General features: G+C 40.3%; 14 protein-coding genes. 8 read left to right on the top strand and 6 right to left on the bottom strand.

From position 1 onward, the window contains the following. Window positions 1-51: 51 nt before the first annotated feature. Entirely contained in the window at window positions 52-3,270 is a 3,219-nt protein-coding gene (gene carB, locus AC0UMU_RS04245) for a carbamoyl-phosphate synthase (glutamine-hydrolyzing) large subunit (RefSeq protein ID WP_009317818.1), read from the top strand. Window positions 3,271-3,387: 117 nt separating this feature from the next. Here the strand turns inward: carB and AC0UMU_RS04250 are convergent, their stop codons facing one another. Continuing rightward, entirely contained in the window at window positions 3,388-4,722 is a 1,335-nt protein-coding gene (locus AC0UMU_RS04250; RefSeq protein WP_009317819.1) for an NADP-specific glutamate dehydrogenase, read from the bottom strand. A 461-nt stretch (window positions 4,723-5,183) separates the two neighbouring features. Here AC0UMU_RS04250 and AC0UMU_RS04255 point away from each other — a divergent pair, with 461 nt between their 5' ends. Continuing rightward, window positions 5,184-8,453, top strand: a complete 3,270-nt coding sequence (locus AC0UMU_RS04255) for an alpha-mannosidase (protein WP_278716471.1) — start codon at window positions 5,184-5,186, stop codon at window positions 8,451-8,453. Between the two features lie 565 nt (window positions 8,454-9,018). Here the strand turns inward: AC0UMU_RS04255 and AC0UMU_RS04260 are convergent. Further along, window positions 9,019-9,195: a hypothetical protein gene (locus AC0UMU_RS04260; protein ID WP_278716472.1), complete on the bottom strand. Its 177-nt coding sequence runs from the start codon at window positions 9,193-9,195 to the stop codon at window positions 9,019-9,021. A gap of 67 nt (window positions 9,196-9,262) precedes the next feature. Between AC0UMU_RS04260 and AC0UMU_RS04265 the strand changes: the two genes are divergently transcribed. Further along, entirely contained in the window at window positions 9,263-10,768 is a 1,506-nt protein-coding gene (locus AC0UMU_RS04265) for an LTA synthase family protein (RefSeq protein WP_278716474.1), read from the top strand. 229 nt (window positions 10,769-10,997) lie between these two features. Here AC0UMU_RS04265 and nifJ read toward each other — a convergent pair whose 3' ends face one another. Together nifJ and AC0UMU_RS04275 are read right to left on the bottom strand one after the other, a co-directional pair. Next, window positions 10,998-14,546, bottom strand: coding sequence for a pyruvate:ferredoxin (flavodoxin) oxidoreductase (gene nifJ / locus AC0UMU_RS04270; protein WP_473979873.1), 3,549 nt, complete (start codon window positions 14,544-14,546; stop codon window positions 10,998-11,000). A gap of 52 nt (window positions 14,547-14,598) precedes the next feature. Beyond that, window positions 14,599-15,777 (bottom strand): ATP-binding protein, encoded by a 1,179-nt coding sequence (locus AC0UMU_RS04275; protein ID WP_022602347.1) that lies wholly within the window; start codon window positions 15,775-15,777, stop codon window positions 14,599-14,601. Window positions 15,778-16,219: 442 nt separating this feature from the next. Between AC0UMU_RS04275 and AC0UMU_RS04280 the strand changes: the two genes are divergently transcribed. The 4 genes from AC0UMU_RS04280 to AC0UMU_RS04295 all read left to right on the top strand — a co-directional run bounded on the left by AC0UMU_RS04280 (window position 16,220) and on the right by AC0UMU_RS04295 (window position 22,647). Then, window positions 16,220-18,718: a calycin-like domain-containing protein gene (locus AC0UMU_RS04280; RefSeq protein WP_473979874.1), complete on the top strand. Its 2,499-nt coding sequence runs from the start codon at window positions 16,220-16,222 to the stop codon at window positions 18,716-18,718. 377 nt (window positions 18,719-19,095) lie between these two features. After that, window positions 19,096-20,406: an FAD-dependent oxidoreductase gene (locus AC0UMU_RS04285; RefSeq protein ID WP_473979875.1), complete on the top strand. Its 1,311-nt coding sequence runs from the start codon at window positions 19,096-19,098 to the stop codon at window positions 20,404-20,406. A 303-nt stretch (window positions 20,407-20,709) separates the two neighbouring features. Next, window positions 20,710-21,903 carry a threonine ammonia-lyase gene (gene ilvA, locus AC0UMU_RS04290; protein WP_022602357.1) on the top strand — a complete coding sequence of 398 codons (1,194 nt, stop codon included), beginning with the start codon at window positions 20,710-20,712 and terminating at the stop codon, window positions 21,901-21,903. Between the two features lie 12 nt (window positions 21,904-21,915). Further along, window positions 21,916-22,647, top strand: a complete 732-nt coding sequence (locus tag AC0UMU_RS04295; RefSeq protein WP_009317831.1) for a DUF6250 domain-containing protein — start codon at window positions 21,916-21,918, stop codon at window positions 22,645-22,647. Between the two features lie 38 nt (window positions 22,648-22,685). Here AC0UMU_RS04295 and AC0UMU_RS04300 read toward each other — a convergent pair whose 3' ends face one another. Next, window positions 22,686-23,819: an energy transducer TonB gene (locus AC0UMU_RS04300; protein WP_270738840.1), complete on the bottom strand. Its 1,134-nt coding sequence runs from the start codon at window positions 23,817-23,819 to the stop codon at window positions 22,686-22,688. After that, entirely contained in the window at window positions 23,816-24,451 is a 636-nt protein-coding gene (locus AC0UMU_RS04305; protein ID WP_288640999.1) for an RNA polymerase sigma factor, read from the bottom strand. Before AC0UMU_RS04305 ends, AC0UMU_RS04300 begins: the two co-directional genes overlap by 4 nt. An 86-nt stretch (window positions 24,452-24,537) precedes the next feature. Here AC0UMU_RS04305 and AC0UMU_RS04310 point away from each other — a divergent pair, with 86 nt between their 5' ends. Further along, window positions 24,538-26,373, top strand: a complete 1,836-nt coding sequence (locus AC0UMU_RS04310; RefSeq protein ID WP_288640998.1) for a vWA domain-containing protein — start codon at window positions 24,538-24,540, stop codon at window positions 26,371-26,373. Window positions 26,374-26,717 lie beyond the last annotated feature (344 nt).

Here is a 26,717-nt window from a genome sequence, read left to right on the forward strand (position 1 = left end):
GCTAACGCATTTTTTTTGATCGGACAACAAGAATTTAAATAATATCCATTTATGCAGAAATCTATTAAAAAAGTACTGGTATTAGGATCCGGCGCTTTAAAAATCGGACAAGCGGGAGAATTTGACTATTCCGGATCTCAAGCATTAAAAGCATTAAAAGAAGAAGGAATCAAGACAGTCCTTATTAATCCTAACATCGCGACAATACAAACGTCGGAAGGGATTGCCGATCAAGTATATTTCTTACCTGTAACCCCTTATTTCGTAGAAGAAATTTTTAAAAAGGAACAACCCGACGGCATTCTTCTCGCATTTGGCGGTCAAACAGCACTGAATTGTGGTACAGAACTATATAACAAAGGAATTCTGGATAAATACAATGTAAAAGTATTAGGTACTTCGGTAGAGGCGATAATGAATACCGAAGACCGGGATTTATTTGTTAAAAAGCTAAATGAAATCGGAGTAAAAACACCGAAAAGCATCGCTGTAGAATCTATGGAAGATGCTTTCAAAGCAGCCGAATCGATCGGATATCCTCTGATCATACGTTCGGCATACGCTTTAGGCGGTATGGGTAGTGGTTTCTGCTATAACGAGAAAGAATTAAAAGAACTTGCCGAAAACGCATTCTCCTATTCAAACCAGATTTTAGTAGAAGAATCCCTGAAAGGATGGAAAGAAATTGAATTCGAGGTTATCCGAGACAAAAACGATCACTGTTTTACCGTTGCGAGTATGGAAAACTTCGATCCGCTGGGCATACATACCGGTGAAAGCATCGTTGTAGCACCGACTTGTTCTCTTGACGAAAAAGAACTGGCTCTGTTACAAGAACTTTCTAAAAAAACAATCCGCCATCTGGGTATCGTAGGAGAATGCAATATACAGTACGCCTTCAATTCAGAAACAGATGATTATCGGGTAATCGAAGTCAATGCTCGGTTGAGCCGTTCTTCAGCTTTAGCCTCAAAAGCGACCGGTTATCCTTTAGCATTCGTCGCTGCAAAACTCGCTCTGGGTTATTCTTTAGATCAAATCGGAGAAATGGGAACTCCCAATTCGGCATACGTAGCACCGAGTCTCGACTACTATATCTGTAAAATTCCCCGCTGGGATTTGAACAAATTCGCCGGAGTATCCCGACTGATCGGATCGAGCATGAAATCGGTAGGAGAAATCATGTCTATCGGTAAAAGTTTTGAAGAGATCATTCAAAAAGGTTTAAGAATGATCGGACAGGGAATGCACGGTTTTGTAGGAAACAGCGACCTGAAATTCGACAACCTGGCAGAAGAACTCTCCCACCCGACCGATATGCGTATCTTCGCCATTGCCGAAGCATTCGACAAAGGTTATACGATCGAGAAAATACATGATCTGACAAAAATAGACCCATGGTTTCTCGGTAAACTGAAAAATATCCACGACTATAAATTAAAACTTCAGACATACGATCATATAGAAGATATTCCTGCAGACGTAATGCTCGAAGCAAAACGTCTCGGATTCTCCGATTTCCAGATTGCCCGTTTTGTAGAAAACCCACAAGGGAATATGGAAGCTGAAAATATCCGTACCCGCAATTATCGGAAGAAATTAGGAATACTTCCTTCGGTAAAACGGATTAACACGGTTGCGTCAGAACATCCCGAATTGACCAACTACTTGTATTTGACATACGATGGAAGCGATCATGACATTCCTTATTACAAAAACGACAAATCGGTTGTCGTGCTCGGATCAGGAGCATATCGCATAGGTAGCTCGGTAGAATTCGACTGGTGTTCGGTAAATGCCGTGCAAACAGCTCGTAAATTAGGATATAAATCGATAATGATCAACTACAATCCTGAAACCGTATCGACAGACTACGACATGTGCGACCGGCTTTATTTCGATGAGCTGACTTATGAACGGGTACTCGATGTGATCGACTTGGAATCTCCTAAAGGGGTTATCGTATCGGTAGGCGGACAAATTCCGAACAATCTGGCAATGAAGTTACATCGTCAGCAAGTACCTATTCTCGGAACATCTCCGGTCTCTATCGACCGTGCAGAAAACCGTCACAAATTTTCCAGCATGCTCGATCAATTGGGTATAGACCAACCGGCATGGAAAGAGCTCACCAGTATGGACGAAATCGATGCTTTTATCGAAAAAGTAGGATTCCCGGTATTGGTACGCCCGTCGTATGTACTTTCCGGAGCGGCCATGAATGTTTGCTATGATAAAGAAGGTTTGAGAAACTTCCTCGATCTTGCCGCTCACGTATCAAAAGAATATCCCGTTGTAGTTTCTCAATTTTTGCAGAATGCCAAAGAGATAGAATTCGATGCCGTAGCCAAAAACGGAGAAGTTGTGGAGTATGCCATCTCTGAACATGTCGAGTTTGCAGGAGTACATTCAGGAGATGCTACTTTGGTATTCCCGGCTCAGAAAATCTACTTTGAGACTGCCCGCCGTATAAAGAAAATCAGCCGGCAGATAGCAAAAGAACTGAATATCAGCGGTCCTTTCAACATCCAGTATCTCGCTAAGAATAATGAAGTGAAAGTTATCGAATGTAACTTGCGGGCATCCCGAAGTTTCCCGTTCGTTTCTAAAGTATTGAAGCGCAACTTTATAGAAACGGCAACCCGCATTATGCTCGATGCTCCGTATTCACAGCCCGATAAATCGGCTTTCGATGTTGATTGCATCGGTGTCAAAGCCTCACAATTCTCCTTCGCCCGGTTACAGAATGCCGATCCTGTGTTAGGTGTGGATATGGCGTCTACCGGAGAAGTCGGATGTATCGGAGAAGATTTCAATGAAGCTCTTTTGACTTCTATGATTGCAGTAGGATATAACATTCCCAAAAAGAGTGTAATGGTCTCTTCAGGATCGGCAAAATCTAAAGTCGATTTATTGGAAGCTTGCCGACTACTCGATCAAAAAGGGTATGATTTATATGCCACAGCCGGAACACAAAAATTTCTAAAAGACAATGGCGTAAAGAATGTGCAAGTTGTCTCATGGCCGGATGAAAATAAAGAAAACAACGTCATGGACATGATCTCGGAACATAAATTCGAATTGGTCATCAATATCCCTAAAAATCATACTAAACGGGAACTGACCAACGGTTACAAGATACGCCGTGCTTCGATAGATCACAATATTCCGTTACTGACAAATGCCCGTCTGGCAAGTGCATTTATAGAAGCATTCTGTAACATAGGAATGGAAGACATAGAAATCAAAAGTTGGAAAGAATACAGATAAAAGATTATTTCAAGAACCTTTTAAGTACAAAACTTAAAAGGTTCTAAATCATACGATAAAAAGTAAGGCGGATAAAATATCCGCCTTACTTTTTATCGTATGATTTAGAAAACTCCACTACAACACGCCTTGTGCCATCATTGCTTTTGCAACTTTCATAAATCCGGCAACATTAGCACCCTTGACATAGTTAACAGTACCATCCTCTTGTTTTCCATAACGTACACATTGAGTATGGATGTCAAACATAATCTGTTTCAAACGAGCATCGACTTCTTCTGCCGTCCAGTTTAATTTGATAGAGTTCTGAGTCATTTCGAGACCACTAACAGAAACACCTCCGGCATTAGCCGCTTTACCCGGAGCATAAAGAATCTTCGCTTTCAAGAATTCATCGATAGCCTCAGGAGTCGAAGGCATGTTCGCACCTTCCGACACGGCAAAACATCCATTTGCAAGCAAAGCACGAGCATCATCTCCATCCAATTCGTTCTGAGTAGCACTCGGCATGGCGATGTCGCATTTTTCTCCCCAAGGACGACCGCCTTCTACATATTTGCAACCATACTGTTCTGCATATTCCTTTATACGTCCGCGATACAGATTTTTCAATTCAAAGATATACTTCAATTTGGCTTCATCAATACCATCAGGATCATAAATGTAACCGTTACTGTCAGACATGGTGACAACTTTAGCTCCGAGACTGATCAATTTTTCTACTGTATATTGAGCTACATTTCCCGATCCCGATACCGTAACGACTTTACCTTTAATATCGATGTTTCGGGTCTTCAACATTTCAAGAAGGAAATATACATTTCCATAACCGGTAGCCTCAGGACGAATCAAAGAACCTCCGAATTCAAGTCCTTTACCGGTAAAAGTCCCTGTATTTTCACGAGCCAGTTTTTTATACATACCATACATATAACCGACCTCACGTCCACCTACTCCGATATCACCGGCAGGAACATCAGTTTCCGGTCCGATATGACGCCACAATTCAGTAACAAAAGCCTGACAAAAACGCATGATTTCCGTATCGGATTTTCCTTTCGGGTTAAAGTCCGAACCTCCTTTACCACCACCCATAGGCAATGTCGTCAAAGAGTTTTTAAAAGTCTGTTCGAACGCAAGGAATTTAAGGATAGACAAGTTTACGGATGAATGGAAACGAATCCCCCCTTTGTACGGTCCGATTGCATTATTATGCTGTACACGATATCCCATATTGGTTTGTACCTTTCCCTTATCGTCCAACCAAGTTACACGAAACGAAAAAATACGATCAGGAATACACAATCTTTCGATAAGATTGTAACGGTCAAACTCAGGATGTTCATTGTAGGCATCCTCGATAGTTGACAATACTTCTTCCACAGCCTGATGATATTCAGGTTCATTCGGGAAACGTCTTTTCAATTCACTCAGTACGTTTTGCGCATTCATTTTCTTAATAATTTATAGTAGTAAATAATTCAAATTACGATCCCATTTTTGCATAAAGCAAGCCTTTATTCCCTTTTCGCTTCTGACTTTTTACTTTTCAACTGCTCATTAGTAATAAAAACGCAAGAAATAGAGGCTATATCTTTTATTTTGACGCAAATTTAAAACAAATAATTTGATAATTGCAAGAAATAACAGAAAATAAATAACAAAAAGCGCAATAAAATTATTTTTAATGGCAAAAAGTTTCGTTTTTACTTATTTATTAGAAATTTTGACACAAAGGGAAATACAATATACTCAAATATTCTGTCTAAATTTTCCTACAACATTGTTTTGTCGGAAAATTTAAGCGGGCTCTTAATCGGTTATTAAATTATATTTCATATCTTTAATGCATCTGGAATTATTTTATAAAGTCATAATATGCCATCATCTAACTACACATAAATTACACACTTATGAAAAAAATTTTTCCAACACGCAAAAAGGGCATTTCCTTTCTACCAAAAAAATGGATATTAGCAATCTGTTTAGTAAGTATTGCCGGAAATACTCCGGCTACACAGCCCCCAAAATCAGGTAAGGCATACGTTGTCTCCAACGCACATCTGGATACCCAATGGTTATGGACTGTGAGGACATCGATCATAGATTATATTCCTCGTACCATTTATCAGAACTTAGCGCTTATACACGACTATCCCGATTATATTTTCAATTTTGAAGGAGCTGTAAAATATAACTGGATGAAAGAGTACTATCCCCTTGACTACGAAAAAGTAAAAGAGGCTATAAAAAACGGGAGATGGCATGTATCCGGTTCTTCTTGGGATGCCAATGATGTAAATGTTCCGTCTCCCGAATCCAGTTTCAGGAACATATTGCTCGGACAAGAATTTTATAAAAAAGAATTCGGACTGAAATCGACTGACATTTTTTTACCCGACTGTTTCGGTTTCGGTTACACTCTTCCTTCTATTGCCAAACATTGCGGCCTCATAGGCTTCTCCACTCAAAAATTGGGATGGCGCAAAAAACCGTTTTACGGAGACTCGAAAATACCTTTCACCATAGGACGCTGGAAAGGTATTGACGGAGCAGAACTGATATGTGCTTTAGATTGTGGTAGTTATGTACATAATTTTAAAGACGATGATCTTACAAAAGATAATGATCTGATACAGAGTGTAGAAAGAGATCCTATGCGCACGGCATACCGCTATTTCGGTGCCGGAGACAGAGGGGGTTCTGCAATGCCTGTCTCCGCTATGGCAATAGAAAAAGCCCAAGTTTCAGGAGACGGACCGATAGAAATTGTCTGCGCATCTTCCGACCAACTATACAAGGACTATTTACATTCCGGAAAAGTAAAAGAGTTACCGGTATTCGACGGCGAATTGCTAATGGACGTACATGCTTCGGGATGCTACACCTCCCAATCGGCAATGAAACGATTCAATCGCAGAAACGAACAATTAGCAGATGCAGCAGAACGGGCATCCGTAATGGCCGAATGGCTCGGCGCTTTACCTTATCAAAGTAAAACCTTGACCGAAAGCTGGCAGCGTTTCATTTGGCATCAATTTCATGACGATCTTACAGGAACAAGTATTCGGGAAGCATATCCTTTTTCTTGGAATGATGAGATTCTTTCCCAAACTCAGTTTATGCAGGTGATGAACACGGCAAGCGGTGCAGTTATTTCAGGAATGAACACAAAAGTCAAAGGTATTCCGGTCGTAATCTATAATCCGGCTGCTTATGCCCGTAAAAATATTGCCGAAGCCTTTATCCCCACAGATAAATTTCCTTCAGGTATAAAAGTTTACACTCCCGACGGAAAAGAAACTCCCGCACAAATACTCGGATATACCGACGGAAAAGCCCACATCTTATTCACGGCAAATGTCGATCCGGTGAGTTATAGCGTATACGACATTCGTTTATCCGGAAAACAAAAAAATACGAAAACTCTGATAACCACTGCAAACTCTATCGAAAACAGTATTTACAAGGTCACTCTAAACTCCAATGGCGATATATCTTCGATCATAGACAAAAGAGTCGGCAAAGAACTTGTTAAAAATGGAAAGGCTATACGTCTCGCTTTATTCCGAAACAATATGTCGAACGAATGGCCGGCATGGGAAATCATTAAAAGCGTAATGGATGCCGAACCCGAATCCATAAAAGAAGATGTCAAAATCACAATAGAAGAAAATGGAGGTTTACGATCTGTGCTGAAAGTAGAACGTAAATACGGTGACAGTAAATTTACTCAACGCATTTGCCTCACCGAAGGTGCTGCTGATGATCGCATCGACATCATTACCGATATAGACTGGGCAACAAAGGCTTCATTATTAAAAGCCGAATTTCCGCTATCTGTATCCAATAAAGAAGCTACTTATGATTTAGGATTAGGAAACATAAAAAGAGGCAACAATACAGAACTTGCTTATGAGGTTTACGCACAACATTGGGCTGATCTTTCTGATAAAGACGGATCTTACGGTGTCTCAATTCTAAACAACTGCAAATACGGTTGGGACAAGCCTGACGATAATACGCTTCGCCTGACTTTGCTGCACACACCGGGTTCTGACAAACGATATGCTCATCAAAGAACTATGGATTTCGGACACCACCAGATCATTTACTCCATAGTAGGACATACTCAATCTCTCGAAAATGCAGGAATCATACAAAAAGCTGAAGAGTTGAATCAACCGTTAATAACTTATATTGCACCTAAACATAACGGCGTATTAGGAAAAACAATATCATTCGTAAATTCAGATACACCTCAAGTAGCCATCAAAATGCTGAAAAAAGCCGAAAACGGGAACGGATACGTCTTACGGGTTTATGAAACAGCCGGAAAAGAAGTGAAAGATGCACATATTTCTTTCCCGACAGATATAGAATGGGCTCGTGAGGTGAACGGGATCGAAGAAAATGTCGGAGATGTACCTGTATCCGGGAACTCGATTTCTATCAGTTGCAGTAAGTTCCAGCCTAAAACTTTTATTGTGAAACTGAAAGATCCGAACCACAAATTACAATCGGCAGAGAGCAAAAGTATTGCTTTGAGTTATAACGCAAACGGCATATCGACAGACTATTTTGCCGAAATAGCTGATGTAGATGGAAATAAATGCTCTTATGCTGCAGAATTATTACCTGCAGTCTTAGAGGTAAACGGGATACCTTTCAAAATGGGAAAAGCCGGGATAAACAATATAATTAAATGTAAAGGCGACACAATCGACATACCTCAGGATAAAACATACGACAAAGTGTATATACTTGCTGCCGCAACAGACAAAGATCGTACAGCCACATTCCGTATAGGAGATCAAGCTGTCGATCTGAAAATCCCATACTATAGCGATTTCTATTCACAATGGGGATTACAGAATTTCAGTGAAGGGTATGTAAAAGACGGTGTTATCGCCCATGTAGGCACACATCGCCACCATCAGGTATTAGGACTTGAAGGTTCTAACCAATATGTATTCCGCAACGAACCGTATCAATTTACCTATATCTATCGTCTGGAATTAGACATACCGAAAGGTGCGTCCAAAATTATCCTACCCGATAACGAAAATATCGTTGTATTTGCCGCAACAGCAAGCATCGATCCTGCTAATAATATAAAACAGGCAATAGAACCGAGAGCTTTGCCTAAACAAACTCGGGTAATCGAATATGCTAAGAATTAAGTAAAAGGAAAACTTCAAGACCAGACACCCTGATGGAATAATTCATCAGGGTGTCTGGTTTTTATTATATATTCACAAGCATTTCTTATACAGGATGTTGTGTCTATTCCCATTTTATATTAATTTTGAAGCCCAAAATAATGTTGATTTTTCATCACTTTAGATTAGAATAAATTGTCTATGTATAAATATACGGACAATCAAAAGATAAAGCCAACATTCACAGAATAGTTATATCTATTTAGAGCCTGTTTAAACTTTATTCGGGTCAGTTTTGAGAATTTCTTCCGAGTATGTTTTTCTGTTTTTACGAGGAGGATAGCGGGCTATCTGACAAGGGAAAACAGGGGAAAAGACCGGAAGAGAACACAAAAAAAGACCTGATAGTACTTTTTTATTGGAAAATTTAAACAGGCTCTTAATCCCACTTAAAAAGATAAATTTTAGTGCGTAATTAATACTATAATATTATAGTACATCTAATAATATATTTATATTTTATTGATTTATAAACTAATATGAACATTGAATTTTTCAAAAATATAAATTTTAGACTTTTGTTATTTTATTTTCTGACCGCAATTTGTGCTGCAATATCCATAGAGATATTGCAATACAACATAATGCAAAACGAAACATCTGCATTTACATTAATAATCAGAAAATTCAGAAGCCTGTTCGATGCGTGCATGCTCATGCTTCCTTTTTTTCTCATGAACAAACGGAAATGGATAATTTTCATTTTATTATTTCTCTTGGATATATTTTGTTTATCTCAAATATGGTATTTCAGGACATATCAGACTCTGATGCCCTTTTCATCCTATTTTTTATTCGACAATGTTTCCGAGTTGCTGATAAAAAGCATTATCGGATCTATTCATCCGGCAGATATATGGGTCATTCTGCCCACCATACTACTATTATTTTTGTACTTAGGATTTTATAAAAACAATACCGAAGCATACGAACCTCTCCCAAAACGTATCGCTTACGGGGCAATGATATTCATAATTTGTTCTTTCGGGTATCTTGCAACACCATTAAAAGCTGCGATAATAAAAGATCCGAACCGACCGTCTCCCTGGATAAGATGGACTGCATCTTCCGGACCGTCATTCTATGTCGAAGCAAACGGACTTGTTCCTTACTTTGTTTATACTTTAACTAAAGCGACAACAACTTCAAAAAAAATAACACCAGAAGAGAAAAACTATATCGACCGGTTCATTTTGTCAAAAGAAAAAAAACAAATACACAATACGATTCTTGATCATCCCCGAAAAAATCTGATCATCATTATCGTCGAGTCTCTCAATTCATGGCTATTAAACAGAACCATAGACGGAATCGAAATAACTCCCAACCTAAACCGTTTTATAAAAGAAGATTCTGTTATTTCGGCTTTGCATATTCTTCCCCAAGTAAAAGACGGCAGATCAAGCGACGGACATCTTATGATCAATACGGGAATTCTACCTCTGCAATCAGGAGCAGCGGCAACAACCTGCAAAACAAAACATTTTCCGTCATTAGCCGATGCCCTAAAACCTTATGGTTATTATAGCCTCAATATTATCAGCGATGCCGGAAACTTTTGGAATCAAAAAGAAATGTCCAAAGCCTTCTCATTCGACACGCTTTATGACAAAAAATGTCTGGAAAAAGACGATATGATACGCGGCAGTATCAGCGATAAATCTCTGATACAACAAAGTTTTAGAATTATAAAAAATTTGCCCGAACCCTTCTTCTGTCAGATCGTAACCGCCTCGACACACATGCCTTACGACACTCCTATAAACAAAACCCGGATATCCGAGTCCAAACAATTTACTCCTACGGTAAGAAACTGTATGGAGGCATTCCATTACACAGATCAGGCAATCGGTTCTTTTATCGATTCTCTGAAAAAGAACAATTTATATAAAAATTCAACGATAGTCATCGTCTCCGATCATGATGAATTAGGTAAAAACGTTTTAGACGGCAGAAAAAAAAGAAAACTATCTGATAGAGAAACCGCGATGATTATTCTAAATGCCCCACTTTCTCTAAATTATAAAAATATTATGGGACAAATCGACATATACTCGACTTTACTCGATGTCATGGGCTTGAACAATTATTCCTGGAGAGGAATGGGACACAGCATTTTACAATATCCCGTATCCAGCGCCGTACACTGGGACAAAAAATCGATATACGGAAATAGCGACTCTCCTCTTATACCTGATCAAATAAAAGCTTGGGACATATCAAATCTTATTTTATCCAAAGATTATTTCGGATCTTCTGCCTCTCGTCCAAAATAAAAAGGTTCAAGATATTCTAAACGACATAGTCTTCTACCAAGAGCTTATTCAAAATTTTCGATAAGAAAATATCATCAGGTCATTTCTGTATTTTCTTCCGGTCTGCTTCTCATTTTCATTTTTCAGATTGCCCGCTATCGTTCTTATAAAGAACTCAAATAAATTTATTACCGAAAATAAAAAGGGAGAACATAATGCTCTCCCTTTTTCAATATAACATTGATGAAAATCAATCTTCTACTTCAACACCCCACTGCTGTTTTGCAAGACGTTTATAGTTATTATATCTCCATTTTGCATTATCCTGAGCAGCTTGGAATAATTCGGCAGCTTCGTTCGGATATTGTTTCATTACAGAAGCGTAACGAACTTCTCCCTTCAGGAAGTCTTGGAATTTATCCCATTGCGGTTCTTTGCTGTCCAATGTAAACGGATTTTTGCCTTCTGCCTCGAGCATAGGATTATAACGCCACAAATGCCAATATCCGCATTCAACAGCAGCAGCTTCTTCGGCCTGAGCTTTACCCATACCTTTCTTCAAGCCGTGGTTGATACACGGAGCATAAGCGATAATAATAGAAGGTCCGTCGTAAGCTTCAGCTTCGCGAATAGCTTTCAGAGTCTGAGCCTGATCAGCACCCATAGCGATTTGTGCGCAATATACATAACCGTAAGTAGAAGCGATCAAACCGAGATCTTTCTTGCGTACACGTTTACCGGCAGCGGCAAATTTAGCAATAGCTCCTACCGGAGTCGCTTTAGAAGCTTGACCACCCGTATTCGAATAAACTTCAGTATCCAATACGAGGATATTTACATTCTTACCGGATGCAAGAACATGGTCGAGCCCACCGAAACCGATATCATAAGAAGCACCGTCACCACCGATAATCCATTGAGATTTCTTGATGAGATATTTGCTCAATGAAGCGATCTCCTTACAAATTTCACACTTATCGGCTGCAGCTTTTACCATCGGTGTGATCTTAGCTTCCAGTTCGATAGAACGTTCGGTATTTTCCTTATCGGCGATCCATTCGGTAAACAAAGTCTTCATTTCTTCGGGACAACCGCCTTCGATAGCCTGATTCATCAACTTAACGATACGTTCACGCATTTTGTCAACGGCAAGATACATACCGAAACCGAATTCACAGAAATCCTCGAACAAAGAGTTCGCCCATGCCGGACCGTGACCTTTTTCGTTTGTCGTATAAGGAGTCGAAGGGATAGAACCTGAATAGATCGAAGAACATCCTGTTGCATTAGCAACCATCTCACGATCACCGAACAATTGAGAAATCAATTTCACGTACGGAGTTTCACCGCAACCCGAACATGCACCGGAGAATTCGAAGAGAGGAGTAGCGAACTGTGAGTTCTTCACATTAGCTTTGATATCTACAAGATGTTGTTTGCTCTTCACGTTATTAACGCAATATTCCCAGTTGGCAGCTTGAGGCAATTGAGATTCAAGATCGGTCATAGCCAAAGCTTTACCATTCTTATTACCCGGACATACGTCAACACAGTTACCACAACCCAAACAGTCGAGAACATCTACCTGCATGCGGAATGTCATGCCGTCAAAAGCTTTTCCCACCGCTTTAAGCATCGGGAAATTCGCACCTGATTGTTCTGCCGCATCAAGAACGAACGGGCGGATAGAAGCGTGAGGACAAACATAAGCACATTTGTTGCACTGTATACAGTTTTCAGCTGTCCATACCGGAACAAAAGCTGCGACACCACGTTTCTCGTATTTAGCTGTCCCCTGATGCCAAGTACCGTCTTCAAGACCTTTAAATGCTGATACAGGAAGCAGATCGCCATCTTGTGCATTGATAGGACGAACAACTTCGTTGATGAACGCCGGATCATTGTTCGGCAGTACTTCATCATCCGGCAGATTCGCCCATGCAGGATCTACGGTGAGTTGTTTATATTCACCGCCACGGTCAACGGCAGCATAGTTTTTGTTTACGACATCTTCACCTTTTTTACCGTAAGATTTTACGATGAACTTCTTCATCTGTTCGATAGCCAGATCGACAGGAATTACACCGGTAATACGGAAGAAAGCAGATTGCAGGATCGTATTGGTACGATTACCCAAACCGATTTCCTGAGCGATTTGTGTCGCATTGATATAGTAAACAGTTATATTTTTCTGTGCGAAATAGCGTTTTACTTTATTCGGCAAATGCTTTGCCAGTTCTTCCTCGTTCCAGATCGTATTCAACAAGAAAGTTCCGTTCTCACGAAGACCGCGAGTCACATCATACATACGCAAATAAGCCTGTACATGACAAGCGACAAAATTCGGAGTATTTACCAAATAAGTAGAACGAATAGGGCTATCTCCGAAACGAAGGTGAGAACAAGTGAAACCTCCCGACTTCTTAGAGTCATAAGAGAAGTATGCCTGACAATGCTTATCGGTATTGTCACCGATAATTTTTACGGAGTTCTTGTTAGCACCGACTGTTCCGTCTGCACCCAATCCGTAAAACTTAGCTTCAAACATACCTTCGCCACCCATGGCGATTTCTTCTTTTTGAGGTAAAGATGTAAAGGTTACATCATCAACGATACCGATAGTAAAGTTATTTTTCGGCATCGGCAAAGCAAGATTCTCAAATACGGCCAATATCTGAGACGGAGTAGTATCTTTAGAACCCAAACCATAGCGTCCGCCTACGATTTCAGGAGCATTTTCTTGTCCGTAGAACACATCTTTAACATCCAGATATAAAGGTTCTCCGGTAGCGCCAGGTTCTTTTGTACGATCCAGAACGGCAATACGTTTTGCAGTTTTAGGAACAGCGGCCAAGAAATGTTTTGCAGAGAACGGACGATACAAGTGTACCGAAACCAAACCTACTTTTTCACCTTTGGCTGTCAGATAATCGATAGCTTCACGGGCAGCTTCCGTTACAGATCCCATAGCGATAATCACACGGTCGGCATCTTCAGCTCCGTAATAATCGAACAGACCGTATTTACGTCCGGTAATTTTCGAAATTTCATTCATGTATTCCTCTACGATAGCCGGAACAGCTTCGTAATAGTTATTACATGACTCCCGATGTTGGAAGAAAGTATCCGGATTTTCAGCCATACCGCGAGCCACCGGATTTTCGGGGTTCAAGGCACGGTTACGGAATTCTTGAAGAGCTTCTTGATCGATCAACGGAGCAAGATCTTCATTTTCCAACATTTCTATTTTCTGTATCTCATGAGAAGTACGGAATCCGTCAAAGAAGTTGACGAAAGGCACACGAGCTTTAATAGTCGATAAGTGAGCGACTCCGGCAAGATCCATAACCTCTTGAACCGAACCTTCTGCCAACATAGCGAATCCGGTCTGACGGGTCGACATTACATCTTGATGATCTCCGAAGATACAAAGTGCATGAGATGCCAACGTACGGGCAGAAACATGAAATACACAAGGAAGGAATTCTCCGGCAATTTTGTACATATTCGGGATCATCAACAATAATCCCTGAGATGCAGTATAGGTCGTAGTCAAAGCTCCGGCCTGTAAAGAACCATGTACAGCACCCGCTGCACCGGCTTCCGATTGCATTTCTTGAACTAATACGGTTTCGCCGAAGATATTTTTTCTTCCGGCAGCAGCCCACTCATCCACGTATTCTGCCATGGTTGAAGAGGGTGTGATAGGATAAATAGCAGCCACTTCACTGAACATATACGAGATATGTGCAGCCGCTTGATTACCATCACAGGTCAACATTTTCTTTTGTTTGGTCATATTCTAAATATATATTTGAGAATTTAAAAATGCAATTACAATATTACTGAAATTAATATAAAAATCCGAACAACCACAGCGGAATTTTATTCTCCCTGCCGATTTCGGTACGATCTATCGTATAATAAATATCGGGATTTATTCTTCCCCGTATGTTTTCGCTCTCTATCTTAAAATTATACTTCTGATTAACAAGGAAATGCGTATTCTTTTCACCTTTATTCAACCGGTTATCCTTATGCAAGGTATTATAAAAAAATGTCTCCCGAACCGCTTGCTCTTCTACTTGAGCCGGACGAATCGGGTACATCAGATTCGTATTGTGCATATATACCATTGCCGGCTTTTTGGGAAATTCCTCATCAACAGGATACAACATATTGATAAGTCGGGCATCTTTCAGATATTTGATATAGTTCACGACTGTAGCCCTCGACGTCTGTATCTCTTTGCTCAACTGACTCACATTCGGAGCAGAAGGTGCATTTACGGCTAACAAATATAAAAGCTTACGCACTTTCGGTAAATAAGTAAGTTCTATCTGCTTGATGAAAAGGATATCTACCTCCATCATCATATTCATCGTTTTAATCAAATTTTCCGAGAAATTACGCTTCTCCAGAAAAAAAGGATAAAAACCGTGATGCAGATAGTCTTGAAAATATGCCAAAGGTTTCACCTTATTACATATTTCCGATGCAATAACCGTATGATTGCATAACAACTCGTCCAACTTCACCGAAGGGAAATCCGTCCCCGCCATCAGGTTTAAATATTCCCTAAAAGAAAATCCCCTCAGATTATAAGAATCCGCGACACCCGAAAGCAATGGATTTTCCTCTTTTAACCGCATCACAGAAGAACCGGAAAAAACAATCTTCAACTCCGGAAAGTGATCATAACAATATCTCAACTCTTCTGACCAGCCGGGATATTTAAATACCTGATCGATCAATAAAGTTTTTCCTCCCTTTATTCTGAATTCATCGGCAAAATCGATTAATGTCCGTTCGGTAAAATAAAGATGGTTCAGATTGATATAAAGGCAAGAACGATCGGTACCGAAATTTTCCTTAGCATATTGCAGCAAAAACGTAGTCTTTCCGACCCCCCGACTGCCTTTGATACCTATAAGCCGGTGACTCCAGTCGATCTCCCGCATCAGTTCTCTCTTTACAGGAGAGTTTACATGCTCTACCAGATATTTATGTGTTCTAAAGAATGCTTCCACGCTATTGTTCTGTAAGACGGGGCAAAGATAAGAAAAAATTGATTTTTTGCAAAGTAGAGATTACAATTTACACTATTTTTTCTGAAAGTTTTTCGTCTCTCCTCTCAAAAGAAAAAGAGAAGAAAATATTACATTTTGCTTGTTTTGGTCTATTTTTAATTTCAAATGTTCTTTTATTCATCTTATTGAGTTTCAATATTTTATTCACCAACTCGAATATTAAAAAAATTTGTGATTTCAAACATATCTTCTTCTTTGCATCAAAAACGGAATCACTTTTTCGAAACCCCTATAATGACAGATATTTATCTCTATTTACATAATAATTTACTCCTTTCAAAATCACTTGTTTATAAATATTTTATTCAGTTAAAAAATGTATTCAAAACCATGCTCCGTATTTATTGACCTATCTTTGCATCAAATCTTAATTACATTAATTATGAATAAGTTTACTCGAAAAATGATGCTTGCAATCGCATGTATAATTGCAGGATGTATAAATGTTCAAGCGCAACAAATCAAAGGAGATTTTGATGTAGAATGGATAACCGATACCATAGGGAACGGTGCTCTTCCGGGTCAATTTTTACGCCCCGGGACACAACCTGTAGGATGGGAAGCCTCCAATGTCAATCAAAAGGTATTGATGGAAAAAAAAGAAATTGTTGTTACTCCCGATGCTGACTGGACCAAAGAAACAGGTTACTCTGTAAAAATGGAAAACAAATATATAGGAGTCAGTTCTATAGGATCTAACACTCCGGCATACATTACATTAGGAGTACCCTGGGTATATGCTGTCATGGATCTTGACGCTTGTGATGGCGGAACAGTCGGAGGTATCGATTTCTCTTTCCGCCCCGATTCCATTGTCGGACATTACAAACGTACGGTAACCGCTGCCGAAAATGCATTGATCCTCACCTATTTTTGGAAAGGGAATTGTACTTCTACCGTAAAAACCAATCCCAAAGGAAGTTTTTCGTCTTCTTCAACAGCAGAAGTTCAAAATAAGGACTTATGTATTTTAGGCAAAGAAACACCGACAAGCGGAGATGCACAATTAATAGCTAAAGGAGAATACAATATTGCCGAAGCCATAAACGACTGGACTCGAATCTCTGTACCCATAGATTATTATCTTGATGAAGTCCCGGAAAAAATGAATATAATCATTTCTTCCGCCAATTATTGGGATCGCAAAGCAATCCAAGCCGGTAATATCTTGTATGCCGATGACATCGAATTTATCTACAATTCAAAATTAGAATCATTGAAAATCGGAGGCGTAGCGGTTGACGGATTTGATAAAAACACCTATAATTATACGATAATAGGTGACGGAGTCATTCCTACCGAGGACCAAATAGAAGCCGTATCGGACGGTAAAGGGGCATCGATAACCCAATCGACAAATGGGAACACCATAACAATTACAGTATCAGGAAACGATATTTCTATCAATCCTAAAAATAAGCATGTATATACACTCACTTTTGCTAAAGATCTTCAAGTAGAAAAATTTGCCGGAATATATAACGGTTCTATCGACATAGATCTCTCTGTAATGGGTTCCGACCCCGCTATTATGACGGTTCCCGATCAAATAACGATTGAAAAGTCTGCCCTAAACGAGTTGCAACTTACATTAAAGAATTTCTCATTTATCGGATTAACATTGGGAGACATTACCGTAGATAAGATTTCAGTGACCGAAAACGGCTCTAACTACGATATTAACAGCAAAGAACCGGTTACACTAAGCCTGATGGGAGGCTTAATTCAAGCAAGTGTATCTGTTTCAGGAACAATTCAAGCAGACGGTACTACAACCGCAACAATCGATGTAGATGCTACCGGTCTTGGAAAAATCCCTGTAACTTTTAAAGGCAAAAAGATAGAAGAAGGATTACGTCTAAATGAATTAGCTATATCAGGTGAAGCGAATGCCATCACTTTCGATCCGAACGTATTCAATTACAAATCTTTGAACATTACTTCTACCGATATCCTTACTTATACAGCCGATCCTTCATTAAAAGTAAACATCTCTATGGACGGAAACTGGATATATTTAAATGTAACCGACGGAGATAAGGCAAATATTTACAAACTGGCAAATGCAGATATTTCAAAACCGATAAAAGCGATTACTGTAAATCAAGCTATAGACGGAAATTTGGAATTATCCAACGGCTCGGAAATAAACGGAAATGCGACTGTTTCAGGAACGATAAGTTATGTTAAACAAATCGACGGAAACGCATGGAATGTAATCGGATTGCCATTTATTCCTACTGTAAATGCCATAACAGACAATACAACCGTACCTGCAGAAGCAGACTGGTACACTTATACAAACGAAAACGGTGAATATAAGCCTCAGTCTTTAAGTGCGGTAAATAATGCCTGCATTATGAAGCTCAAAACATATAATGAAGCTACAGCATTAGAATTGATCTCCATAGCTGGCAGTTCAATAAAAGGTGGTGAATTAACGATTACAGAAGGCTATAATATCTGTCCGAACAATACTTTGGCTACCCAAAAATTGACAGATCTCATCACTGCCGATACCTATTACCTGTTCGATCAAACAGCCCAAGTGTTCAATATAGTATCAGAGCCGTCAACAGCAACTGTTGCTCCATCGGAAATGTTCATCGCTTTAAAAGGTAACAATCCGGTTGCGACAATCGTAACTCCTGATGTTTATGAACAGGGTATCGAAAATAACGGAACAATCGAAAGCGCAAAAGTATATAGTACAAACGGAAATGTATTTGTTCAAGGTTATACAGGTACTGTCGAGATTTATCTCTTAAATGGAGGTAAAGTTGCTCAAAAAGAGGTATCCGGAAGCGCAACATTCTCATTAGAACCGAATACGTACATTATCCGTACCGGGACTAAAGCGACAATAGTAATAGTAAAATAATAACATCGTGTTTATCTTAATATAATAGAAAAGGCGTCAAATGACGCCTTTTCTATTATATATACCTCTCTGCTTTCATAACTATCAAGAATCTAATATCTCCTCCTTTTTAAAAGGGAAAACTTCAATACGACAGAATCTGCTATTGAGAGCCTGTCTAAGTTTTCCAATAAAAAAAATACCATCAGGTCATCTTTGCACTTTCTTCCGATCTTTTTTCCCGTTTTCACTCGTCAGATAGCCTGCTATCCTCATCGTAAAAACTAAAAACACTTTTAAAGAAGCTATTCAAATAAATTGTTAAAAAACAATTTTGCAATATGTATATTACAATTATATACTACTTTTGCAAAGTCAAGATTACAATATTTATTTAAATGGAAACAAAAGATCTCAAATTCGGAGAATTAGACGAAGGTTTTACCATAAAAGAAGCCATAGAAGAAGCGAAACGATGCCTCAATTGCAAAAACCCCTTATGTATTAAAGGCTGTCCCATCGAAAACAACATACCGGGATTTATTCACCAGTTATCTATGGGAAACATCGGTGCAGCGATGCACATCATCAACGAAAAAAGTAATCTTCCGGCAATATGCGGACGAGTATGCCCACACGAAAAACAGTGTGTCGGTCATTGTGTTTTGAATGCCAAAAAACGTCCGATACAAGTAGGAAAGTTAGAACGATTTGCAGCAGACTTTGACGGAAATATGGGTTTAATACGAGACAAAATACCCCAAAAAACGAGAGGAAAAGTTGCCGTTATCGGATCAGGTCCGGCCGGTCTGACCGTAGCAGGAGACCTGGCAAGAGAAGGATTCAATGTCATGATTTTTGAGGGAGAACAAGAAGCCGGAGGTGTATTGATGTACGGAATTCCTGAGTACAGGCTGCCTAAAGATGTAGTGCGCAAGGAAGTAAAAAAAATCGAGGCCTTAGGAGTAACGTTTATTACGCAATGTATGGTAGGTCAAGCCATTACGGTAGATGACATGTTCGAACAAGGCTTTGATGCCGTATTTATCGGTTCGGGAACAGCATTGCCCAAATCTCTCGATACTCCGGGATATACACTAAGAGGAGTCACACAGTCTTCCTACTTTCTCCGCATGGCGAGTTTGTGCAACACCGGAAGCATAGGAAGAGAAGAAGTTCCGGTAAAACAAGGCGATATAGTCGGTGTCATCGGAGGAGGAAACGTAGCTATGGATGCCGCCCGAACAGCTCTGCGCATGGGTGCAGGAAAAGTATATGTATTGTTCAGAAGAACAATGGACCAAATGAGTGCACTACAAACAGAATATAACGAGGCAGTCGAAGAAGGCGTCGAATTTTTATGGGAAACCACAGTTACCGAATTTATCGGTTCTAACGGTAAACTGGAAAAGATCAGAGTCAAAACTCCGGAAGGTGAAAATTTTATGCCGATCGATCGCATTTTACTGGCAATCGGTTCACGCCCGGCCAACAGGATCGTCTCTACAACCTCCGGTATCGATGTTGATGATAGAGGATATGTGATTACCAAAGAGCGCCCCTACGGAATGACAACCCGAAAAGGTGTATTTGCAGGCGGTGATGTCGTACATACTCCGCAAACCGTCGTTCTGGCAATGAAAGAGGCAAAACAGGTTGCTAAAGGTATTGCCCAATTTGTAGATGCTAAAAAGCTTTTAGAAGAATAATCATTTTTACAATACGACCCTACTTACATTGCATTCATTAACAAGGGAGAATTTACCCGATAACCTGCCTGAATCTTCCGATGCAAAAAACATCATCAGGTCACTTTTGCGTTTTCTTCAGGTTTATATCGATGTTGTTTCTCCCTTGAGAGAAAAACCGACTATCTGTACGGATTTCTCTCAAATCCGGCCCGAAACAAAATTCAGGCAGGCGCCTTGATCCGAATAAAAATATTCATCGGTCGATACGCTTTATCGAATAGTTTTTCGTAATATTGCGTCAGAAAAAATAACCGAACCGCTATGCTTACATTAGATAAGATTTATCAGGCTTCTTACGTACTGAAAGAGGTTATCCGTCATACTGATCTTATATATGCTCCGCAAATCAATCCGGACAGTCAAATATATCTGAAACCGGAGAATCTGCAACTGACCGGTTCTTTCAAAGTAAGAGGTGCTTATTACAAAATATCCCAACTTACCGATGAAGAAAAAGCTCACGGCGTTATCGCCTGTTCTGCCGGAAATCATGCTCAAGGCGTAGCTTTAGGGGCTACTAAAAACGGAATAAAATCTTTGATCTGCCTTCCGGCCGGAGCTCCTATTTCAAAAGTAGAAGCTACAAAAAAATACGGGGCAGAAGTGTGTCTCGTCGAAGGAGTTTATGACGATGCTTATCAAAAAGCATTACAACTGAAAGAGGAAAAAGGTTATACGTTTGTTCATCCGTTCGATGACGAGAATGTTATTGCCGGACAAGGAACTATCGGACTCGAATTATTAGAAGAACTCCCCGATGTAGATGTAGTGATCGTCCCTGTCGGTGGCGGAGGACTGATTTCCGGTGTTGCTTTTGCCATAAAATCGCTGAAGCCCAACGTTAAAGTTTACGGTGTACAGGCAAGCGGAGCTCCCAGTATGCTCAATTCTATAACTAATCAGAAAATAGAACGTCTCAACTCGGTATCGACAATTGCCGACGGTATCGCCGTAAAAGAACCGGGTATTCATACCTATGACATCTGCAACAAATATGTTGATGGGATCGTTACCGTAACCGATGATGAAATCTCTACGGCAATATTGACGCTTATCGAACAGCAGAAACTGATAGCCGAAGGAGCTGGTGCTGTATCGGTGGCAGCCGCCATGTTCAATAAAGTTCCGGTCAAAGGGAAAAAGGTGATTTGCCTTGTATCCGGCGGGAACATCGACGTAACGATTCTTTCCCGTGTCATCAACCGAGGGCTTCTCAAAACCGGAAGATCTTATACGCTTACGGTAGAGCTGGCAGACCGTCCCGGTCAATTGGTCGGCGTAACCGGAATTATTGCCAGAATGGGGGCTAATGTTATTTCGGTCCATCACGAACGGGCGGGCAGCAAAGACATAACAGGCTGCTATTTGCAAGTCGTTATGGAAACCCGTAATCACGAACACATCGAAAAAATCCGGCAGGAGCTGATTCGGGAAGGTTATCATGTTATTTCTTAAACACGGATATTTATGAAACACAGACTTTTCACAAGCCTATCTCTTCTTCTATTATATTTATTAATCTTACCGGCTTGTCAACCGAAAAAACAGAATACGGATAATAACGAGAACAGAGAAAACCACGAAAGATTTCCTCTTTCCGAATGGGTCATCGAAGATGAATCGGACTCGGCAAGCTTTACATTCCTGCACGATACGTTAGAGATCGTTTCTCCCAAAGGTCTCACCATGTGGTATAACCGGGAACTTTCGGGTAACTACAAAATATCCTACTCCATATCTCTGCGCATGGACGGACGAGAAAGCGACCGGCTCGCCGACATGAACTGTTTTTGGGCTGCATCCGATCCTTTGCACCCCGATTCGCTTTTCTTCCGGTCGGAAGAACGACACGGTATATTCAAAAATTATAACTCTCTGAATCTTTATTATGTAGGATACGGAGGGAATGACAATACGACAACCCGTTTCCGGAAATATCACGGGAAATTCTATGGTACAGAGGACGATAACCGAGTAAAACCGTTGTTACAAGAATATACAGACGAAAAACACCTGTTGAAGCCGAACAACTGGTATAATGTCGTTATCACGGTGCAGGACGGTGTCTCACAATTTTCGGTAAATGGTGAAGAACTTTTCCGACTGGAAGATAAAGAACCGTATGAAAAAGGATATTTCGGAATACGGTTATTAGAAAACCGGGCACAAATAACGGCATTCAGCGTAGAGAAACTTTGATTTTTTTAATCCAAGACCGGAATTAATTTCCCCGATCATCATTTAAACCGGATATCGACTTGTCCGACCTTAGCGCTACCCTGCCATATAGGACCGCTTTTCAATAATCGGACCGCTTCTCGATCTAATGAAGGACATAGAGATTTTCTAACTTCGATATTTACCGGACGACCTTGTTTGTCTATTTCGAAAGCCAAAGATACTTTACCCGAAATATTTCGGCAAGTATCTGCCGGAAGCCGCATCTCCCGTTTCAGATATTTACGGAACTCTTTCCACCCCACGATCGGCTCTAAACCGCTGGATTTTACTATCACCGATTCGCTTAAAGCCATCGGATTTTCCGATAGGACAACCGACATAGGAGAATTCGGATCGGCGCAGATTGAAGCAGTTTCAAATCCTACGAATGAAAATTGTAAAGAATCTTTTCCTGAGACCGGTATCGAAAATCTGCCATCCGATCCGGTAACAACCCCTGTTTTTGAGTTTTTTATCTGTACGGCAACTCCTGCCAAAGGGTTACCCGACTCATCGGTAACAATCCCGGTCGCTTCATGAGCAGCAGTAACAAGCGGTCGTGCTGCAGCAACAGCACGTTTACTCATAGCCATGACTTTTACCTCGTCTTTCGGTGCATCGGCAAGTCTCACCTCATCTTCCGAAACGACATCTGTACTCATCGCCAAAGACTCTTCAACCACACCCTCTTTATTTTTCTGTCGGATAACAGGTGCATTATGTGCCTTTTTTATTTCATCATCACTACGGAGTATTTGTTCGGTCTCTTTCTCTTTTGCCTCAGCGATCAGGGGCGGAACGATTTTAGTCTCGACACTTTTTCCCGTATCCGCCCAAACAGCCTCCGCTTGTCCGGCAGTAGTATCCATTGCCGTCATTTCGACTTTTTCTTTTCGGTAAAAAAAGAAATTGACCGCAAACAGAATCAAAAGCCCGGCAACCAAACCTGCTAAACGACGAAAATCGGCCCTCTCTAATGACGAACGGGAAACTTTACGATGCAAATTCTCCAAATGACGAGAATGGTCGCCCGGTACGGCATCATACCCGTCGATCGCATCATTCAGAAAAGGGTCGTTCAACGCTTCCTTCTCCAAATCCCGGGCAGCCTTGCCCCTTCTCCGGCCTCGTATGTATTGCTTCAAATTCATTCGTCACCCTGTTTTAAGATACAAATTTTCAAGTTTCTTTTCCCATTCTGGATATAACTCTTTACATGGTTCAAAGAATAACCTGTCCGACTTGCAATATCGGCATACGATTGTTCTTGCATAAAGAACAATTCGATGCATTCTCGTTGCTGCGGAGGTAACTGCCTCATACATTTCTGCAACGCCGGCAAACGAGAATCCTCCTCATCGTCACTTAATAGATGCACGATATCCGCCGATTCCATAAAATCGGCATCAAGATTTACCGGAATTTCCCGTTCCTCTTTCCGCAAGAGTTGAAAACAATGATTTTTTACCACACTATATAACCATGTGCGAAATACGGCAATCTCATACCGTCCTATTTTTTCGGTCAACTCCTCAAAAAGCTGCATTACGGCATCTTCTGCCTTCTCGGCATTTCCCAGATATTTCAAACAGACTCCGTACAATAACGGAATATAACGGTTATACAGTTCGCCGAAATATTTCGTATCACCCGTTCTATTATACCGAGCAAGCAACTCTTCATCGGGCAAAGACGATATGTGCGGTTTAAAAAACGTCGATTTGATTTTTCGGTAAAGATAAGGGTTACAGTTCAAAACGACAAAAGAAAAAATTTTTTTCATCCCGTTTATGGAATTATGGCAAGCCGAAACATCTATATAGCAAACAACAAAAATAACGTATTATCTAACTTTTAAAATTGTACATTATGAAAACCCTTAAAATTAAGTCGATATTTAGCACAATCTTGTGCGTTATCTGGATTTCCGGACTATCCGCTCAATCCTTGACCGTAACGGGAACAGTAACCGATGAAAATGATCAGCCACTTATCGGAGCAAATGTTTCGATAGAAAAAAGCCGGAAAGGAACAGTAACAAACGAACACGGAAAATATTCGATCGAAGCGATACAAGGTGACATCATCCGTTTTTCTTATATCGGATATAAAACCCAGAAAGTAAAAGCCAACCGAAAAATAATCGATGTCAAACTATATCCTGACAACAATTTGTTGATGGAAGAATGTGTCATAACGTCGGATGAAGTAAGTAACCGGGCAATCAGTAGTAAACAAATGGCGGTCAGAAGTCTCGGTATGCCGGCGCTTATCTACGATCGATATGCAAACCGGGAAGAGTACAGCCATAATGCCGAAAACCGATTCAAATCTCCCGTCAAAGATCCCCTATCGACATTCTCTATCGATGTGGATGCTGCTTCGTACAGCAATATAAGAAGATTTATCAACCAAGGTGAAATGCCTCCGAAAGATGCCGTACGCATCGAAGAGATGATCAATTACTTCAATTATAATTACCCGAAACCAACCGGAAATGATCCGGTACGAATCACAACGGAAGTCGGTATCTGCCCGTGGAATAAAACTCATCGTCTGGTACAAATCGGATTAAAAGCCCGGGAAATCGAAAGCCCAAACCTCCCGGCATCGAATTTCGTATTTCTGATCGATGTATCGGGTTCTATGTTCGGACCGACACGTCTCGAACTCGTAAAATCCTCTCTGCGGCTGCTGGTGAACAACCTGCGTGAAAAAGACCGGGTAGCCATCGTCACCTATTGCGGAGATGCGCGGGTCGCCCTACCTTCTACTCCGGGAAATGAAAAACAAAAAATCAAAGATGCTCTCGAAACTCTCACTGCGGGAGGATCAACCGCCGGAAGCGCAGGCATAAAAGAAGCTTATCGTATTGCTCAGAAAAACTTTATCGTACAAGGAAACAACCGGATCATACTCTGCACCGACGGAGATTTTAACGTCGGCGCATCCAGCGAAACAGAATTGGAGAACCTGATCGAAGCGAAACGAAAAAGCGGAATCTTCCTGACTGTTTTAGGTTATGGAATGGGAAATTATAAAGACAACAAGATGCAGATACTGGCTCAAAAGGGAAATGGCAATCACGCTTATATCGACAATATTCAAGAGGCGAACAAAGTCTTGGTAAACGAATTCGGCAGTACGATGTATGCTGTCGCCAAAGATGTAAAACTGCAAGTAGAATTTAATCCGGCAAAGGTACAGTCATACCGTCTCGTCGGATATGAGACTCGGATATTGAATGACGAGGACTTTAACGATGATACTAAGGATGCCGGAGAAATGGGTGCAGGACACACGGTCACAGCCCTTTATGAAATCATCCCCACCGGAATATCAGGTAATATTCCGGGAAGTATCGATCCGTTGAAATACCAGACCGAAACGAATATAAACACGCAAACAGGCAACTCTTCGGAACTACTGACCGTGAAACTCCGGTACAAAACTCCGGAAGAAGAAAAAAGTAAAAAAATAGAAAAGAGCGTAACGGATATGGGTAAAGATAACGTATCACCGGATTTCCGGTTCGCTTCGGCAGTCGCCATGTTCGCTCAACTACTCAAAGACTCGGATTTCAAAGGCGAAGCTACTTATGACAAAGTCATCGAGACTGCCAATAAAGGTCTTTCTTTCGATCCGGAAGGATACCGTGCCGAATTTGTCCGTCTTGTACAAAGTGCAAAAGGATTGAATAAATAAGAGCCTGTTTAAATTTTATTAGAAAATTTAAGTTCAGAGCTTGTTTACATGTTCAATTAAACAAGCTCTGGATTTTATAAAAAATTTATCATTAACTATTTTACCCCTCTATACAATCAAAAAAATACACTCAAACACATTTTTTACAATAAAAATTTTGATATATAAAAATATTTAGTTAATTTAGGTGCAGAAATAAAAAATTAGCCATAATATATTAGATAAAATAATTTATATCATAATAAAATTTCATACAAATTATAATAACCAAATAGACGCACAGAGATCATACAAGCCTATAAAATCGTATAAATGCTTTTTTAATAGAGATTTTCGAGAACCAT

It is taken from the genome of Coprobacter fastidiosus, from assembly GCF_982245605.1.